This window comes from Prochlorococcus sp. MIT 1314 (genome assembly GCF_034093315.1).
GTDB classification, from domain to species: Bacteria; Cyanobacteriota; Cyanobacteriia; order PCC-6307; family Cyanobiaceae; genus Prochlorococcus_A; species Prochlorococcus_A marinus_Y.
The window spans coordinates 1365602-1384267 of record NZ_CP139300.1 but is presented as its reverse complement, the minus strand read 5'-3'; the positions used below and the strand labels follow the sequence as shown (position 1 = coordinate 1384267).

Annotated in this window: 19 protein-coding genes; 9 read left to right on the top strand and 10 right to left on the bottom strand. The window is 33.2% G+C overall.

What is annotated here, in order from left to right; all coding sequences use genetic code 11:
- The first annotated feature begins 19 nt into the window (after positions 1–19).
- Complete coding sequence (locus SOI86_RS07795; protein WP_320681267.1) at positions 20–655, top strand: bifunctional 4-hydroxy-2-oxoglutarate aldolase/2-dehydro-3-deoxy-phosphogluconate aldolase; 636 nt, start codon at positions 20–22, stop codon at positions 653–655.
- A 31-nt stretch (positions 656–686) separates the two neighbouring features.
- Here the strand turns inward: SOI86_RS07795 and aroC are convergent, their stop codons facing one another.
- A complete protein-coding gene (gene aroC, locus SOI86_RS07790) occupies positions 687–1787 on the bottom strand; it encodes a chorismate synthase (protein ID WP_320681266.1) in 1101 nt (366 codons plus the stop codon).
- Between the two features lie 108 nt (positions 1788–1895).
- Positions 1896–2978: a photosystem II q(b) protein gene (psbA, locus tag SOI86_RS07785; protein WP_011375791.1), complete on the bottom strand. Its 1083-nt coding sequence runs from the start codon at positions 2976–2978 to the stop codon at positions 1896–1898.
- Positions 2979–3166: 188 nt separating this feature from the next.
- On the opposite strand from psbA, the gene SOI86_RS07780 reads away from it, so the two are divergent.
- Positions 3167–3295: a hypothetical protein gene (locus SOI86_RS07780; protein ID WP_320681265.1), complete on the top strand. Its 129-nt coding sequence runs from the start codon at positions 3167–3169 to the stop codon at positions 3293–3295.
- Between the two features lie 127 nt (positions 3296–3422).
- Here SOI86_RS07780 and SOI86_RS07775 read toward each other — a convergent pair whose 3' ends face one another.
- Positions 3423–4328 (bottom strand): aspartoacylase, encoded by a 906-nt coding sequence (locus tag SOI86_RS07775; RefSeq protein WP_320681264.1) that lies wholly within the window; start codon positions 4326–4328, stop codon positions 3423–3425.
- A gap of 23 nt (positions 4329–4351) precedes the next feature.
- Between SOI86_RS07775 and SOI86_RS07770 the strand changes: the two genes are divergently transcribed.
- Positions 4352–5296 carry a glutathione S-transferase family protein gene (locus tag SOI86_RS07770; RefSeq protein ID WP_320681263.1) on the top strand — a complete coding sequence of 315 codons (945 nt, stop codon included), beginning with the start codon at positions 4352–4354 and terminating at the stop codon, positions 5294–5296.
- Between the two features lie 129 nt (positions 5297–5425).
- Positions 5426–5644 (top strand): CP12 domain-containing protein, encoded by a 219-nt coding sequence (locus tag SOI86_RS07765; protein ID WP_320681262.1) that lies wholly within the window; start codon positions 5426–5428, stop codon positions 5642–5644.
- Positions 5645–5712: 68 nt separating this feature from the next.
- Here the strand turns inward: SOI86_RS07765 and SOI86_RS07760 are convergent, their stop codons facing one another.
- The 5 genes from SOI86_RS07760 to hemB form a co-directional block, all read right to left on the bottom strand.
- Positions 5713–5895, bottom strand: coding sequence for a hypothetical protein (locus SOI86_RS07760; protein WP_011375787.1), 183 nt, complete (start codon positions 5893–5895; stop codon positions 5713–5715).
- 86 nt (positions 5896–5981) lie between these two features.
- Entirely contained in the window at positions 5982–6965 is a 984-nt protein-coding gene (gene cgtA / locus SOI86_RS07755; RefSeq protein WP_320681261.1) for an Obg family GTPase CgtA, read from the bottom strand.
- Positions 6966–7006: 41 nt separating this feature from the next.
- A complete protein-coding gene (locus SOI86_RS07750) occupies positions 7007–9418 on the bottom strand; it encodes an endonuclease MutS2 (RefSeq protein WP_320681260.1) in 2412 nt (803 codons plus the stop codon).
- A gap of 14 nt (positions 9419–9432) precedes the next feature.
- Positions 9433–9819, bottom strand: coding sequence for a VOC family protein (locus tag SOI86_RS07745; RefSeq protein ID WP_320681259.1), 387 nt, complete (start codon positions 9817–9819; stop codon positions 9433–9435).
- Positions 9820–9881: 62 nt separating this feature from the next.
- Positions 9882–10883, bottom strand: a complete 1002-nt coding sequence (hemB, locus tag SOI86_RS07740; protein ID WP_320681258.1) for a porphobilinogen synthase — start codon at positions 10881–10883, stop codon at positions 9882–9884.
- A gap of 226 nt (positions 10884–11109) precedes the next feature.
- Here hemB and SOI86_RS07735 point away from each other — a divergent pair, with 226 nt between their 5' ends.
- The 3 genes from SOI86_RS07735 to SOI86_RS07725 are packed head-to-tail and all read left to right on the top strand — an operon-like array spanning position 11110 to position 14048.
- Positions 11110–12759, top strand: a complete 1650-nt coding sequence (locus SOI86_RS07735) for a SulP family inorganic anion transporter (protein ID WP_320681257.1) — start codon at positions 11110–11112, stop codon at positions 12757–12759.
- Between the two features lie 6 nt (positions 12760–12765).
- The gene (locus SOI86_RS07730) at positions 12766–13764 is read left to right on the top strand and encodes a sodium-dependent bicarbonate transport family permease (protein WP_320681256.1); all 999 of its coding nucleotides are present in this window, start codon (positions 12766–12768) and stop codon (positions 13762–13764) included.
- Positions 13765–13766: 2 nt separating this feature from the next.
- Positions 13767–14048, top strand: coding sequence for a P-II family nitrogen regulator (locus tag SOI86_RS07725; protein ID WP_320681255.1), 282 nt, complete (start codon positions 13767–13769; stop codon positions 14046–14048).
- A 23-nt stretch (positions 14049–14071) separates the two neighbouring features.
- Here the strand turns inward: SOI86_RS07725 and SOI86_RS07720 are convergent, their stop codons facing one another.
- Complete coding sequence (locus tag SOI86_RS07720; protein WP_320681254.1) at positions 14072–15028, bottom strand: NAD(P)/FAD-dependent oxidoreductase; 957 nt, start codon at positions 15026–15028, stop codon at positions 14072–14074.
- Between the two features lie 251 nt (positions 15029–15279).
- Here SOI86_RS07720 and SOI86_RS07715 point away from each other — a divergent pair, with 251 nt between their 5' ends.
- Together SOI86_RS07715 and SOI86_RS07710 are read left to right on the top strand one after the other, a co-directional pair.
- A complete protein-coding gene (locus SOI86_RS07715) occupies positions 15280–15594 on the top strand; it encodes a hypothetical protein (protein ID WP_320681253.1) in 315 nt (104 codons plus the stop codon).
- The gene (locus SOI86_RS07710; RefSeq protein ID WP_320681252.1) at positions 15594–17261 is read left to right on the top strand and encodes an AarF/ABC1/UbiB kinase family protein; all 1668 of its coding nucleotides are present in this window, start codon (positions 15594–15596) and stop codon (positions 17259–17261) included. The genes SOI86_RS07715 and SOI86_RS07710 overlap by 1 nt, the downstream gene beginning before the upstream one ends.
- Positions 17262–17266: 5 nt before the next feature.
- Here the strand turns inward: SOI86_RS07710 and eno are convergent, their stop codons facing one another.
- Entirely contained in the window at positions 17267–18559 is a 1293-nt protein-coding gene (gene eno / locus SOI86_RS07705) for a phosphopyruvate hydratase (RefSeq protein ID WP_320681251.1), read from the bottom strand.
- Between the last annotated feature and the right edge of the window lie 107 nt (positions 18560–18666).

Here is an 18666-nt window from a genome sequence, read left to right as displayed (position 1 = left end):
CAGAAAATTTAAATTTTTAATGAATAATAAAGGAGATTCTTTTTCGGAGTTACTGAAAAAAGAGTCTTTTTTTTTACTTATAAAACCTGAAGATAATATTTACTCAAGTACCTCTTTAAGGTATTCATTTTTTGAACAATTAGAGAGCTTAGTAAAATCGGGACTAAAGAATATCGAAATAAGTTGGTCAAACAATGAAAATTGGTTGGATTTTGTATCCGGCATCAAGCTCAAATATCCAAGAATCAATTTAGGCTCTGCCTCCATAGTTAATCATCAATCAATAGAAGATTCATTAGAAATTGGATTAAATTTTTCTATGATGAAATTTTGGGATAAAGATCTTTTCAATTATGCAAAGTCAAAGAATTATTTATTAATTCCCGGAATTACAAATTTAAAAGATCTTGAAGAAGCGATCAATTTAAATTGCAAAATTATCAAAATTTATCCAATAAAAAGAAAAGATAATTCGATAGATATACTTAACTTTAAAAACATTGATTTCATTGCCGCTGGAGGCCTATCAATCAATGATATAAAAACTTATAAATCTTTAGGATATAAAGCAATCGTGATTGGAGATAAAGGTATCAAAAATAAAAAATTTGATCCAAACATATATGAATGGTTAAAAAATAACAAAAAGAATTAAATCAAAGACAAATATAATTTATCTAACAAAACTAATAATTATTCATTAAGCCACATTGAGCATGATTCAAAAGCAAATGATCAGCAAGTACTAAAGCGACCATAGCATCAACCATAGGAACTGCTCTCGGGAGAACGCATGGATCATGTCTTCCTTTTGCCTTCATTAATACTTCTTTCCCTTCAGCATTTACTGTTTTCTGTTCTTTTCCGATGGTTGCTGTAGGTTTAAAAGCTATCTTCATCTCAATATTTTCGCCATTACTTATTCCTCCCTGTATACCTCCTGAATTGTTAGATGTTGTTCTTAACTTACTAATATCATCAGACTTAATGAAGGTATCATTATGTTCGCTTCCTTTTAAATAAGTTCCAGAGAAACCTGAACCTATTTCAAAGCCTTTAGTAGCAGGCAAAGACATCAACGCCTTCGCTAAATCAGCTTCTAATTTATCAAAAACAGGCATGCCAAGACCAGACGGAACATTTCTTACAAGACATTCAATAACACCGCCACAAGAGTCCCCTTGACGTTTTAATTCCTTAATTCTCTCGATCATTTCTGCTGATACCTTTTCATCAGGACATCTAACAATATTAGAGTCTATTTTATTTAGAGAAATCTTCTCTTTATTTATATCAGAATCAATATCATGTATACGCTTTACCCAAGATAGTATTTCAGTGTTACAGAAGTTTTTTAATAATTGTTTTGCTACAGCACCAGCCGCTACTCTCCCAATTGTTTCTCTTGCAGATGCTCTTCCACCACCAGAACTTGCCTGAATTCCATATTTCAGATGATATGTTCCATCTGCATGAGAAGGTCTAAATACTTGCTCCAAATTATTATAATCTCCTGGTCTTTGATCCTTATTTCTTACCAACATCGCTATTGGAGTTCCCAGTGTTAACCCTTCCTTTATACCACTTAATATTTCAATTTTATCTTCTTCATTTCGTGGTGTTGTAATGTCACTTTGTCCAGGTCTACGCCTATCTAATTCATTTTGTATCAGTGTTATATCTATTTTTAACTTTGGGGGACATCCATCAAGGATAACGCCTACTCCACCACCATGTGATTCTCCAAAAGTACTAACACGAAAAATTTTTCCAAAACTACTACTCATAGAAATATCAAATGTTTTATCTATATATAAACATTATATGAAACCAATTGAAAATTAAACAAAAAAAAGCCCCCAAAAAGGGGGCTTGTAAATTTAAGAACTTTAAGCTTAACCGATAGCTGGAGCTGAAAGAGCTACTGTTGTAGACTCAGCTGCTGCTAGATCAAGTGGGAAGTTGTGAGCGTTACGCTCGTGCATTACTTCCATACCTAGGTTTGCTCTGTTAAGAACGTCACCCCATGTAGGAACAATCTTACCGTTTGCATCAACAACTGACTGGTTGAAGTTGAAACCGTTAAGGTTGAATGCCATTGTGCAGATACCCATTGAAGTTAACCATACACAAACAACTGGGAATACAGCTAAGAAGAAGTGTAAACTTCTGCTGTTGTTGAAACTTGCATATTGGAAGATCAAACGACCGAAGTAGCCATGAGCTGCAACGATGTTATATGTTTCTTCTTCTTGTCCGAACTTGTAACCATAGTTCTGAGATTCTGTCTCAGTTGTTTCTCTGATTAGAGATGAAGTAACAAGTGAACCGTGCATAGCTGAGAATAAAGATCCTCCGAACATACCAGCAACACCAGCCATATGGAATGGGTGCATAAGAATGTTGTGCTCTGCCTGGAAAACAAACATGAAGTTAAATGTTCCAGAGATACCTAAAGGCATTCCGTCAGAGAATGAACCTTGACCGAATGGATATACAAGGAATACTGCGAAAGCTGCTGAAACTGGTGCAGAGTATGCAACACAGATCCAAGGACGCATACCTAAACGGTATGAAAGCTCCCACTGTCTTCCCATGTATGCTGAAATACCAATTAGGAAGTGGAAAATTACAAGCTGGTAAGGACCACCGTTGTATAACCACTCATCTACAGTAGCTGCTTCCCAAATTGGGTAGAAGTGTAGACCAATAGCGTTAGATGAAGGAACAACTGCACCTGAGATGATGTTGTTTCCATATAGGAATGAACCAGCAACTGGCTCTCTAATTCCGTCGATGTCTACTGGTGGTGCTGCGATGAATGCAACGATGAAGCAAGCCGCCGCTGCAAGTAGGCATGGAATCATTAAGACGCCGAACCAACCAACATAAATTCTGTTGTTAGTTGATGTTACCCACTCACAAAACTGTGGCCAACCTTTTAACAGCGAAGAACGCTGCTGCTGAATAGTTGTCATGAGTTCGTAAAGTATGTCTCTAAAGTGAGACGTGTAAATAAAAACGGAAAGTTAATTCCGCTCACAAAATTTTAGACCAAAATTGCTAAAAATGTGTAAATTATTTTTCTGTTAGTAAAGTTATTTTTTGAACACATTAGAAAATAACCTCTATATCTTAATATTTTCTTTGTTATTGAGGATTTAACTTGGTCATAATCGAATGGCTTCTCAACGGCAAAAGATCCAAAGAAATAGTTTCTTTAAAGGAAGCTAAGCATAGAAGACTGCAATTAGAGGCTTTTGGAGCTGTTATTTATTGGAGCGCAAGAATTTAGATGTAAAAGTTAAAAAAGGTAGAAAAAAAAATAAAACCAGAAAATATTAAATAAACTTATCTATTAAATAAATAATCTTTATAAGCTATTAGTGATTAATGTTCTGATTTCTAAATTTATTCTTAATTTAAAGGCTTTCAAACTCTTTAACCCATTCATTTTTGCAACAAATTAATTCTTTCTTTGTATAACTCATCGCAATTTTTTTTTCTTTATAAGCAACTTCCCCAATAAAAACAGGCCAAATCTCCTGATCTCCATCATATTTATGAATAATCCCTTGCCTATCAATAAATAATGGATCTCCTTTTTTGATCATTTTCCAATCTTGGTTAATTCTTTTAGGATGAATTAAGCCATCAATATCTCCTTTTTTATCTCTTGGATAATCTATACTCCCTTGATGAACATATACAACCAATTCCTTTGGTAGTTCTATTAGATTGTTTTTCAATTTATCTATCTCTTCTCTTAGAGAGCTAATTATTATTAAAAATCTATTTATGATTTTTGGATCATAAAAATTTTGCGCGACAGCTCCTACTTCAATAACTAAACCACATGGCCAAGCTTCTACAAGAAAGCCTGTTTGGGCTTGATCTTTTTCGTGTAAATAAATAGGCAATCCAAATTTATTTTGCAATAATGCCGCTAAACAAAAATCTTTGAATCTTCTTCCATACATGACAATACTAGTTCCCATATTTGCAGTTGTAGTATGCAAATCAATAGCAATTTGACAGGGTTGGGATCCATTAATTCCAAATTGATCAACTAAAAAATTGGCTCTATCAATTTCATAAATACTTTTCTTTTGTTGATGATAATTATTATTTTCGTTAAAAGATCTATTTAAATCTGCATCTATATATCTACAACCTTTTTGATAGGCAATAGGATTGCCTATGATGAACTTGTACTCAATACCTTTCTTATTAGTATTCTCCTTGCTATTAAATTGATTAACAGCCCATATAGGATTGATTTCATTCCCATGTGTCCCCGAAACAATAAGTATTCTTTGAATAGTCATTTTTTCTTTAAAAATAGAATCTTATGCAAAATAAATACCTAATTAAATCCTCAAAGAAATTTTGGTTTTGGTTTTGGACTAAATTAATGAATGGTTTCGCACCATCAGATATATATGGTAATTATAAGAGACCTGAAGGAATAAAGATTGATAGTGAATACGATATTAATAATGAAAATGGACAAATATATTTATTGGTAGGGAATTCTTGTCCATGGTGTCAAAGAACTTTACTCGTCCATAAAATAAAACATTTATCTAAAAAAGTTAAAGTTATTTTTCTCAAAGCAGATGTTGAACATGGCGAATGGATTTTCAATACAAATCTAAAGGGATGCAGTCGGCTTTCTGACCTTTATAAAAAAGCCAATAAAAAAATAATTTTCAGAGCTACATTACCTCTTTTAATTAATTTCATAAAGGATGAAATAAATATTTTATCTAATGAAAGTTCTCAAATAATAAAATTACTTAACTCAATAAATAATGAATCGGAATATCAAATATTAAATATTCAAGACTGTAACCAAAAGCTTTTAGATTTAATTCATAACAACATAAATGATGGGGTATATAAATGCGGATTCGCCAGAAACCAGTCATCTTACCAAAAAGCAAGTAGAAATCTTTTCGCTGCTTTAAACGAGGTTGAAAATACAATTAAACACAATAAAGGAGATTGGATATTTGGAGAAGAGTTAACATACTCAGATATTTACCTTTTCCCAACACTCATAAGATGGGAATTGATATATAGCAAACTTTTCAGATGTACTGAACAAGAACTTTCAAATTTCGAGAAAATTATTGAATGGAGATTAAAATTTTTTCAATTACCTAATGTAGATAAGACTTGTTATGACAATGAATGGAAAAAAGATTACTACAAAGCTTTATTCCCTCTAAACCCAAATCAAATCATCCCAGTATTACCATCACTAAAAGAAATAATGAAATTAGATTCTTAAAAAATCTCAAAAATAATTTCCATTAAAAAAAATGATGTTGTAATGAACACTTATTTTGTTCATAGATAATGCAAATTGATTAGAAATTAACTATGTTATATATGTCTACTAAAGTACGAAAAGCTGCAAATGAAATCCATTGACGAGCACATTCAAAAAGATCAATCGGAAATCGAATCTGCTAAAGCAGAGGGCAATCTTCCAAAGGTCAGACATTTAACAGAAGAACTCAAAGAACTCGAAGAATATAAGGATCATCATCCAGATGATCAGCATGATCCAAATGCATTGGAATTATTCTGCGATGCCAACCCAGATGAACCAGAATGTTTAGTTTACGATGATTAACTCTTAATCTTATAGAGGTTGCAAAAAAAAAGGGCAGTTGATGCCCTTTTTTGTTTCTTAAATTCTTATTAGTAATCCCTATTAAAGTCAGATGGGCTACCAGTCAGAGAACATACCACCGACTCCTCATTTTTCATTTCCTTCACTTCTACAATTGGTCTTCCCATTTTCTTAAGAACCTCAATATCTTGAATGGTTTGACATCTGGCTATTATTTTCCCTTGTTGATCAAAGCAACTGTAGAAATTCATATTTACATTTAAGAATTATCTTATTTATGGCTAATTTTCGTTATTAAATCAAGTGTATTTTTCTACAAAAAAAATTTAAATATAAGTTAGATCCTCTTCCATACTTCAGAAAGCAGTGAAGATAAACCTTTTTTTAAAGATGAAGAAATAACTAAAACTTTTTTTTTAGACAAATCTTCTAACTTTTTTGTGATTATTTTCAAATAATCATCATCTCTAAGTTCCATTTTATTTAGCACTATTATTCTCTCTTTATCTAAAAGGCCTTTCCCATATTTTTTTAATTCCTGCTCAATTATCTCGAAATCATGAATAGGATTTTCTGAAATTGAATCAACCAAGTGTATAAGTATCTTAGTTCTTTGTATATGCCTTAAAAAATCATGCCCTAAACCTACTCCATCAGCCGCTCCTGATATTAATCCAGGTATATCAGCAAAGAGGCAACCATTTCCATCTGCTTTTCTCACTACTCCTAAGTTAGGTATTAAAGTTGTGAAAGGGTAGTTTGCTATTTTTGGACGCGCAGATGATAAAACGGATATTAAAGTACTTTTCCCTGCATTTGGAAGACCTATAATGCCAACCTCAGCAAGAATCTTAAGTTCTAACTGAACCTCCCATATCTCCCCATCCTTCCCTTCAGTAAAAGATTCTGGGGCTCTATTTTGATTACTTAAATAGTAAGCATTTCCATGACCACCTCTTCCTCCAATAGCAACAGTTAGACTCTGTTTATCTTTAGTTAAGTCTCCTAATAAAATGCCAGTTTTAATATCCCTTATTTGAGTACCACAAGGGACTTTAAGGATTGTATCTTCACCTGAAGCGCCAGATCTTTTATTAGGACCTCCTTTGGATCCATCTTCAGCAATTATTTCTCTTTTGAATTTAAAATCTAATAACGTTTGAAGATTATTATCAGCAACTAATATAATAGATCCCCCTCTCCCACCATTTCCCCCAGAAGGTCCTCCAGCAGGGACGAATTTTTCTCTTCTAAATGAAACTATTCCATTACCACCTTTTCCAGCTTTAAGAATAATGTTTGCTTGATCAATAAATTGCACTTAAAAATAATTATTTAATGGTTTTCTAACTATTTTAAATTTTATTTTATCCAAGCAATACTGCAACCAGGTCCACCCTCATTATTGGGAGCATCTTCAATCTTATCAACATAATTCAAACCTGATAACCATTTTCTTAATCCTTTTTTTAATTTTCCAGTTCCAATTCCATGAACAATCCAAAGCGGGCCATGAAATTTTCTAATTTTCTCCTCAATAATTATTTCGGCTTCATGAACTCTTAGTCCTCTTACATCAATTGTATTTTTACTAGTTCTAATTTTAGAAAAAGAAAAATCTTCTCTTGAAGACTTGATCTCAATTTTAGACTTTTTAGAATTAGGCTTTTCCCCATTAATACCTTCAAAATCATTAACAGATAATGAGCTTCTGAATGAACCACATTTAACCTCGTAAACACCACACTTTTTATCTAAATTTACAATTTGTCCCGTACTATTGAGACTTTTTATTTTTACGAAATCGCCAACCTTAGGATTCCATGATATTGACACTTCAACCTTTTTTTGTGTTAAATGTTCTTTCTCAATTTCCTTTAATCTTTTTCCAATAATTCTTGTATCCTCTCCGTTAACATTTTGATCTCTTAGTTTCTCAATCATATCTATTACCTCTTTTTTAGCAGATCGAATATGTTTTGATAATTTATACCTTTCAATTTCCTGAATTTTTTCAGCATTTATTTTTTGAAATTGATAATTTTTCTTCAGTTCATCATGTAATATTTCAGTCCTAGCAATAAGTTCCGCAGCCGCTTCTGCAGAATTTTGTTGTTTTATCCTCTCTTCTTCTAGACCTTTAATAATACTGTTAATGTTATCAACTTCTTTTGGCTTTAGATAATCTGAAGCTTCATTTAGTATTCTTTCGTCCAAGCCAATTCTCCTAGATATTGACAAAGCATTACTTCTGCCGGGTATGCCCCAGTTGAGTGTATATTTTGGTTTCATAGAATCCTCATCAAAGGCAACTGAAACGTTTTCGAATCTGGAGTCACTATATTTTAATGACTTAATATCTCCATAATGTGTAGTTGCTAGTGTGATATCAGATTTATTTGCAAACTCTTTTAATAAAGCCATTGCGAGAGCGCTACCTTCAAGAGGATCTGTACCAGATCCAACCTCATCTAACAAAACAACTGATAACCCTCTCCTATTTTCAAGTGATTCTAAGATCTTTTTTATGCGATAAATATGACCACTGAAAGTAGATAAATTGTCTTCTAATGATTGATTATCGCCTATATCAACATATATTTTTGGACAAAAAGGGATAATTGGATTTTTAGTTGAGGGTATCAATAATCCTGCTCGAGCCATTAATAACGACAACCCCAACCCTTTTAATGCGGCGGTTTTACCCCCAGTATTTGGACCCGTAATAGCTACCACCTTGGTATTTCTATTTATATGAAAATCCACAGCCACTGGGGGAGGGGCTCCTTTTTTCTTGTTTTCCCAAATCAATAAGGGATGAGAAAAACCAATTAAGGAAACAATAGGATTTTTCTCAAATATAGGAGTTTTACCTCCAATCCATTTTGAATATCTTGAACGGGTTAGCGCATTTTCTAATCTTAATAAAATAGAGGTAGTTGTAATGAGATTTTCTGAATTATCACTAACAACTTGAGACCATTTCTGAAGTAATTTAAATTCTTCTGCTGTGACCCTTGCCTCTAAAGAAGCAATCTTATTACCTTTAGTTACTACACTATCAGGTTCAAAATATACCGTATTTCCTGAAGATGAAGAGTCATGAATTATGCCTTTAAATTGATCTATATAGTTAACCTTTACAGCTAAAACTGGTCTACCATATCGATCTCCAATAATAGTATCTTGTAAATAAGATAAATTATTTTGAATAAATTTATCAACTAATATTTTTCTTTCCAGCTTCTTAGATAATAATTCTTGTCTGAGAATAGATAATTTACTACTAGCATTATCTGAAATCCGTCCATTAGATTCGATACCATTTTTAAAAATAGTTTCGATATTTTGATGGTCAATTAAATTTTTTGTAAATGATGAAATAAAAGGCCTTTTTTCAAAATCTAAAAAGATTTTTTTTAACTTTCTTGCCGCTGCAATTGTTTTCGCTATTTCTAACAAGTCAGAAGATAAAATTACACCTCCCTTTGAACAAATTTCAATATTTCTACTAATATCAAAAACACCAGAAAAACTAATTGATTTATCCAAATTATTTTCTAGCTCAGTTATTTCAATGGTTTCATTCAAAAGTCTTTTAGCAACTTCGTATTCTGATGGGATTTTAAAACTTAAAATCGCTCGTTTACCCATTTCAGTAGAAGCAAATGAGGATAAGTGCGCTTTTAATGTATCCCACTCTAAAAGGCTTATTGATTCATCTTCTAAAGTAATATCTGAATATGATTTTTTAGAATGACTTTTCTCTTCCATACAAACCAAAAGAATCAAACATTTGATTGAATCCCTTCAGGAGGAACATAAAGCATCTCCAGCCAGTTTCCTTCCGTATCTTTCATATAAAAGGAGGCTGTTCCATCCCTATGTTCATGTAAAGGACCAACTTTTACACCAGATTTTTTCAAATCATTTTGAATATTTACTACTTCTTTTTTATTTTCGAAATGAAACGCAAAGTGCGGTCCCGCTGCTTTGTAGTTAGGGCCTAACAACGCAAGTCCATCTTTACCTTTACCAGCTTCCAAATAAGACCAATCTTTATCATCCCAAACCAAATTCATCCCCAATTTAATATAAAAAGCTTTGGCCCTTTCGAGATCCTCAACTCTAAGTGCGATGTGACCAATCCTATTTACTCCTTGTGTAAACTTCAAAACAAACCTATGAATTTAATATTAATCTAAGAATAAACCAAATTTTTGTTAATAATGAGTTTTTAAGTATCCTGCAACCATTGAGATGCATCACAAGCGTGATAAGTAAGTATTAATTTTGCTCCTGCTCTTTTAAAACTAAGTAACGTTTCTAAAACAATATCTTTTTCATTAATCCAGTTCTTCATAGCAGCAGACTTTATCATTGAATACTCCCCACTGACGTTATATGCAGCTATAGGTTTATTCGAAAAAGTACTTAATCTATAAACAATATCCAGATATGAAATACCAGGTTTTACCATCAAAATATCAGCTCCTTCGAACTGATCTAATGCAGATTCAATTAAAGCCTCTTTTGAATTAGCAGGGTCCATTTGATATGTAGATTTATTATCTGGAATTATTTTTTTACTATTTTCTCTTGGAGCTGAATCTAAAGCAGTTCTAAATGGCCCGTAATACGCAGATGAATATTTTGCTGTATAACTAATGATACCTACATCACTGAATCCTTGACTATCAAGTGCAGCTCTTATAGCTCCAACTCTTCCATCCATCATGTCACTAGGACCAATAAAGTCTGCTCCAGCTCTAGCTTGTGTTAAAGCTTGTTTCTTTAAAATATCAATTGTTTCATCATTTAATATTTTTCCAGTATTATCAACTAATCCATCATGTCCATCACACGAGTATGGGTCCAAGGCGACATCAGTCATTATTGCCATTTCTGGAATCTCTTTTTTTAATATCCGGATAGCTTTAGGTATTAAACCCTCCTCATTAAAACACTCTGCACCATCCTCAGTCTTTAAGTTATCGTTTATTTTTGGAAAAAGAACAATACACCTTATCCCCAATTCCCATGCTCTGGTAACCTCCTTTATTAATCCATTCATATCCCATCTAAATGTTCCTGGCATTGCCGAAATTTCTTCTTTAAAATCTTTTTCATGAATAAATAATGGATATATAAAATCCGAGGGCATTAAATGGTTTTCTCTTACCATTTCTCTAATTGCCTCAGTCCTTCTTAATCTTCTTGGGCGAATAATCGAATTCATCTGAATATTATTTAAGTTGAAAAATATTTATCTAATACGATAATCGCTCAACTCGCATATAAATCGATTAGAGTCTTCTTTTGTTCAGGAAAATTAACCTAATTTGAATTATATAGATAATGCAAAAGTTACAAAAATATTTTGCACAAACTTAATTTTTTACAAATTTAGGGCATAAAGAGATATTATTTTCTAGTTATGTTTTATTTATTTAAGGAGAGTATCTTTGAAAATAATTAATGGATTTCATCTAAATAATATTAGAGGCGACATTCTTGGAGGAATTACAGCCGCAGTAGTTGCTTTACCTCTTGCTCTTGCTTTTGGCAACGCCGCGTTAGGCCCTGGCGGGGCAATTTATGGACTATATGGGGCGGTTGTAGTTGGTTTTTTAGCCGCTTTATTCGGAGGAACACCTGCTCAAGTTAGTGGACCCACTGGTCCTATGAGTGTCACTGTTGCGGGTGTGGTAGCAGGTTTAGCAGCAGTAGGAGTCCCAAGAGATCTATCTGCAGGACAAATTTTACCGTTGGTAATGGCCGCCGTAGTAATTGGGGGGTTACTTCAAATATTATTCGGAATTCTGAAATTAGGAAAATATATCACTCTAGTTCCTTATTCTGTTGTATCGGGATTCATGTCTGGTATTGGTGTAATAATCATTGCACTTCAAATTGGGCCATTACTTGGAATAAGCACAAGAGGAGGGGTAGTAGACTCTTTAACTACTGTTTTGTCGAATTTCCAACCTAATGGGGCTGCAATTGGAGTGGCAATAATGACTTTAGGGATAGTATTTCTAACACCTAGAAAAATAACTCAATGGGTTCCTTCTCCACTTTTAGCCTTATTAATAGTAACTCCAATATCAATGGTTTTTGGTGGAACAATAGACAGAATTGGAGAAATTCCTCGAGGAGTTCCATCTTTAGATTTTCCTAGTTTCAACCAGTATTTTCCTATTATTTTCAAGGCAGGTCTTGTATTAGCAGTACTTGGAGCAATTGATTCTTTACTTACATCCTTAGTAGCAGATAATATTTCTCAAACAAAGCATAATTCTGATAGAGAGTTAATTGGACAGGGGATAGGAAACGCTGTGGCAGGTCTTTTTTCAGGCTTACCTGGTGCAGGTGCAACAATGAGAACTGTTATAAATGTTAAATCCGGCGGATCTACTCCTTTATCAGGAATGGTTCACTCAATAGTCTTATTAATAGTTTTAGTTGGTGCAGGACCATTAGCAGAACAAATACCTACAGCTCTTTTAGCAGGTATTCTTATCAAGGTTGGATTGGATATTATTGACTGGGGATTCTTGAGCAGGGCTCATAAACTATCTCTAAAAACATCAGTTGTTATGTATGGTGTGCTATTAATGACTGTTTTTTGGGATTTAATATGGGCAGTATTAGTTGGAGTATTTATTGCAAATATGCTGACTATTGATTCCATTACTGAAACTCAACTAGAAGGTATGGAAGAGGATAATCCTTCTTTAACAGGCAATAATCAAGGACAAAATACATTACCCGCGGATGAAAAAGCTCTACTTGATAGATGCTCTGGAGAAGTAATGCTATTTAGACTCAAAGGGCCACTTAGTTTTGGTGCTGCAAAAGGCATTTCTGACAGGATGAATCTTGTAAGAAATTACAAAATTCTGATATTAGACATAACTGATGTCCCAAGACTTGGTGTAACAGCAACCCTTGCTATAGAAGATATGATGCAAGAAGCAAAAAATAATTCTAGGAAAGCATTTGTAGCTGGGGCTAATGAAAAAGTTAGAGAAAGACTATCAAAGTTTGGCGTTGATGGAATCATTGAAACAAGAAAGGAAGCTTTAGAAACTGCTTTGAATGAATTAACTTAATAATCCATGGAAGTAAATCCAATCATACAAAATGTATTAGCGCCACCAGTACTTTTCTTTTTAATTGGAGCAATCGCTGTATTTTTTAAATCCGACTTAGAAATACCTGCTCCTTTGCCAAAACTCTTTTCTTTATATCTGCTTTTAGCAATAGGATTTAGAGGTGGAATTGAAATTCAAAAAAGTGGTTTTACAGATCAGGTTTTACCTACTCTAAGTGCTGCGATATTAATGTCACTCATTATTCCTTTAATTGGATTTGTAATTTTAAGGTATAAGTTTAATGTTTTCAATTCTGCTGCAATTGCAGCTGCCTACGGTTCAATAAGTGCAGTCACATTCATATCTGCAGAAAGTTTTTTAGATAGTCAAAAAATAGATTTTGATGGATTTATGGTTGGAGCTTTAGCTTTAATGGAGTCCCCAGCAATTATCGTTGGCTTGTTACTTGTAAAATTTGCAGCCACAAAAAATAGACCCAACTCAAGGAAAATGCAACTTCGCGCAATTCTTCATGAGTCTTTTTTAAATGGATCAGTTTATCTATTAATCTCTAGTCTAATAGTAGGATTTCTTATTTCCTCAACTAATCCAGTAGGCATTGAAAAAATGGAGCCTTTTACCAAAGATTTATTCTATGGTGCAGAATGCTTTTTTCTGTTAGATATGGGAATAGTTGCAGCTCAAAGATTGCCTAGCCTAAAAAAAGCTGGTTCCTTTCTGATCAGTTTTGCAATTTTTATGCCTTTATTTAATGCACTAATTGGTGTTTGCGTTGCAAGATTATTATCTTTAGGGCCTGGGAATGCACTCCTATTTGTTGTTTTATGTGCTAGCGCCTCATATTTGGCAGTTCCTGCTGCCATGAGGATGACAGTACCAGAAGCAAAATCTAGTTATTATATTTCAACAACGTTAGGTCTAACTTTCCCATTCAATATAGTTCTTGGTATTCCAATATATATGAGTTTAGTAAATAGCATTATTCCACTTTCCCCTTTATAAAAATGAAAAGATTAGACTTAATATTTAGTGAAAGAGAACTAGATGCAATCATTAAAACATTAGAAAAAGCTAATGTCCCTGGATATACTGTCATGAAACATGCCACAGGAAGAGGGCCTGAAAGAGTTGTTACTGAAGATATGGAATTTACCGGATTAGGATCAAATGCTCATGTTATTGTTTTTTGTGAACAAGAATTAATTGATCAAATGCGAGAGAATATTAAGGCCGAGTTAAGTTACTATGGTGGAGTAGCTTATATTTCTGAAGCAACTCCTCTTTAAATAAAAGAAGTAATATTTAGTTTTCAAGAATGAATCCAATCTACTCTTATATTCTTTCTACTATTTAAATATCTATCAATTGACATTGCGGCAATGCACCCATCAGAAGCTGCTACAACGGCTTGTTTGAATGGAGTATTTCTTATATCTCCAATAGCCCATACTCCATCAGAATTTGTAGACATAAAGTCATCTACGATAACCCCTCCGTCTTCTTTTAAAGCAATCTGATCTCCTAAAAAATCAGTAATTGGCTTTGAACCACTCATATAAACAAAAACTCCATCTAAATTTAAATTAATAGGATTTTCTTCTTGCTTATTTTTTACAATAACCCCATTCACACCCATATCATCTCCCAAGATCTCTAATAATCTTGTTCTACTCCAATGTTTAATGTTTGAAGTATCCATCAATTCCATAGCCTCTTCATTATCTGATTTAGGATCACTTGATGTAATCCAATGTACAGTAGAAGCAAATTTAGTGAGAACAGTTGCCTCTTCAATTGCTTCTTTATTCCCTCCAACAACAGCAACTTCTCTATTTTTGTAAAAAGCTCCATCACATGTAGCACAATAACTTACTCCTTTGCCAAGAAAATCAGCTTCTCCCTTAAATGATGCAGGCCTGCCCATAGCTCCACTTGCAAGAACAAGTGCTTTTGACTTAAAGGTACCCTCCGGTGTATAAACCATTTTCCATTCTCCACTTGCGTCTATACCAAAAACCTGTGCTCTTCTATAGTCTGTCCCATATTGCACAGCCTGTTCTCTCATGAGATTAAGTAATTTCTCTCCACTTATATCAACAGGAACACCTGGATAATTAGCTATCTGATGGGTTATTGCTAAGGCGCCAACAGATGGATTTTTATCTAAAATTACTGTTTTTAAGTTTGAACGAGATGTATAAAGTGCGCAAGTACATCCAGCCGGACCCCCTCCGATAATAACTACATCTGACTCAATGATTTCCAATTTAATAAAACTCCTTTTAGTAGTTAATTAGATGAGTTTTTGGTTAGAAGATATCTTTTATGTTAATACCTAACCATTATATAGATATAAGTTAAAAGAAAAAAAAGAAAAAAGCATAATATAGAAACAAACTTACATAGGAAAAATAAAAAATCTCATTATCAAACAACCAATCACCTGAATTGTTCTGTATTGATTTATTATTAGATTATGCTGAGTAAATTAATTGATAAAGAAACATTATATTTTTCATGACCAACTCTGATTACCTTTTAAAAGCCGCTATTAAAAAAGTAAGCGAAAAATTAAACGAGATATTGGTTGAAAAAATTGAAGAAGCAACAAATATTGCACAGGATGCTCCTGAGATACTCAAAAAAGAATTTGATAGCTTAAAAGAATCCATAATCAAAGAAGCCTCAAGGATGGAAAAAGCAGAGAACATTCACGAAAATGAACCCACAAATACTTTTCAAAAATCTAAAATAAAAGAAGCTTTTAATGAAATTGAAGTTATTAATAAACAAATTGAACTATTTAATAAACAATTGAATAATCAAATTTAATGAGTTATCAAATTCATAATTATCATTTAAAGAAATTTAAGAGGGGCTTTCGTATTTGGAAAACCCTGATTTCGCTTTTAATAAATTTGTGGCTAGATAATATTAGATTTACAATTTTCCAAACAAAGAGTAATAAAAAAAAGAAGGTCCAAATCAAACAAGCTAGGTGGTTTACCAATCAATTAATTAAACTTGGTTCTGCATTCATTAAAATTGGACAATTATTATCTGCGAGACCTGATTTAATTCCTAACACATGGATTCAGGAATTATCTAAATTACAGGATCAAGTTCCTAATTTTTCATTTGATCAAGTTAAAAAAACTATTAGAGAAGAAATAGGATCTAAGTTTGATGAAATAGATCAAATAATATGCGATCCGGTTGGATCAGCATCACTAGCTCAGGTTCATAAGGCAACTTTGAAAGATGGGAAAAAAGTAGTATTTAAAGTTCAAAGGCCCAATCTAAAAGAATTATTTATTATCGATTTGGGTATAATGCAGCAAATAGCTGGCTTATTGCAAAAAAACAAGAATTGGAGTCGAGGGAGAAACTGGGTTGAGATTGCTAAAGAGTGTAGGAAAGTTCTCATGAAGGAGCTTGATTTTAATTGTGAAGCACAATACGCAGCAAGATTTAGACAGCAATTTCTTGATGATGACAATGTTGAAGTTCCTGAAGTAATTTGGGATATGAGTAGTGAAAAAGTACTTTGTTTAAGTTATCTAGAAGGAACAAAAATAAACGATTTAGAAAAATTACAATCCCAAAAAATTGATCTACCGAAAATCGCAGAAATTGGTGCCATCAGCTACCTAAAACAATTAGTGAATTACGGTTTTTTTCATGCAGATCCCCATCCAGGTAATTTAGCAGTTTCAAATACAGGTAAGTTAATTTTTTATGATTTTGGAATGATGGGCAATATTTCAGATAACCTTCAAAGAAGTTTAGGAGGTATGGTTAAGGCTGCCGCCTTAAGAGACGCCTCATCACTTGTCAATCAATTACAACAAGCTGGCCTAATTTCAAAAGATATTGACATTGGACCAGTCAGAAGATTAGTCAGATTAATGCTTAAAGAAGCCTTAACACCTCCATTTAGTCCAAATATAATTGAAAAATTATCTGGAGATTTATACGAACTTGTTTATGAAACACCATTTCAACTACCGGTGGATCTAATATTTGTAATGAGAGCATTGTCAACTTTTGAAGGAGTTGGCAGAATGCTTGACCCAAGGTTTAATCTTGTATCAATTACCAAGCCTTATTTAATAGAACTTATGACTTCTAATAATCAAACTCCTAACGATTTAATTAACCAATTTGGAAGGCAAGTAGGTGAAATAGGATCCAAAGCTGTAGGCATTCCCAAAAGAATAGATGAAAGTTTAGAAAGATTAGAGCAGGGCGATTTACAATTACAAATAAGAATGGGCGAGTCTGATAGACAATTTAGAAAAATGTTTACTGCTCAAAAAACATTAGGCCATTCAATTCTTATAGGAAGCTTATCAATTTCATCTGCTTTACTTGTAACTAATAAACAAAACAATTTTGCATTGTTACCATTAATTTTTGCACTACCCATAAGTATTGATTGGCTAAAATGTCAATTAAGTATGAGAAAAGGCTCACGTTTAGAAAAACTTAAGCGCTAGAAAAACTATATATTTTTGGGACCTAAACCTAAAGCCCCAGCAAATCTTGCTTGATTTCCCAATTCCTCTTCAATTTTTAAAAGCCTATTATATTTAGCAATCCTTTCACTTCTACTCAAAGAACCGGTTTTGATCTGACCCGATCTTGTGGCGACCGATAAATCAGCAATAGTGGTATCTTCAGTCTCGCCACTTCTATGACTTATAACACTTGTGAAACCAGAAGTTTTGGCTAACTCAATTGCTTCCAAAGTTTCAGTTAATGTTCCAATTTGATTTACCTTTATTAAGATTGAATTAGCAGATTCTTCCATAATCCCCTTCCTTAACCTTTCTGTATTAGTAACGAATAAATCATCACCTACTAGTTGAACTTTATTTCCTAGTTCTTTATTTAATTCTGACCAACCCTCCCAATCATCTTCTGCTAAACCGTCCTCTATTGAAACTATTGGATAATTAGAAACTAGTTTTGAAAGATATGAAATCATTTCAGAACTATTTAAACTTTTCCCTTCATATTTATAAACACCATTGTTATAAAATTCAGTACTGGCAGCATCTAAAGCTAAAGAAACTTGCTCACCAGGAATAAATCCAGCTTTTTGAATGGCATCTAAGAGTAAGTCTCCTGCTTCTTCGCTCGATGACACATCAGGAGCGAATCCACCCTCATCACCTACAGCGGTAGATAGACCTTTTTTATCCAATAATGCTTTTAATGAGTGAAAAATTTCTGTACCCATTCTTAATGATTCACTGAAACTTTGAACTCCATGTGGGACAAGCATAAATTCCTGAAAATCAAGACTATTTGGTGCATGAGCTCCACCATTTATTACGTTCATCAATGGGACTGGAAGAAGATTAGATAATGGATCTCCAAGATACCTATAAAGGGGAATGTCTAAAGCATTTGCTGAGGCTCTTGCAGTTGCAAGACTTACTGCAAGGATTGAATTAGCTCCAAGGTTGGACTTATTAGGAGTTCCATCAATTTCAATCATTAATTTATCTACTGCCGTTTGATCTAAGGCTGACAAACCACATAAAGCAGGAGATATTGTTTCATGAATTTTATTAACAGAATTTAAAACACCTTTACCCATATATTTTGAACCGCCATCTCTTAATTCATGTGCCTCATGAGCACCAGTACTGGCTCCGCTAGGAACAATTGCTCTACCGCTTGCACCACATTCCAAGAATACTTCTGCCTCTACAGTTGGATTGCCTCTTGAATCAAGGACTTGCCTTGCTTCAATAGTGTCAATAAGAAAATCAATAGTTTCTTTCACAATTTAATTATTACTATTTAAATCCTATTAATAGCTGAACTATTTGGCTAATATCTGAAATATATATGTTTACCAAATATAATTTTTTGATTTCAGAACAAATTGGA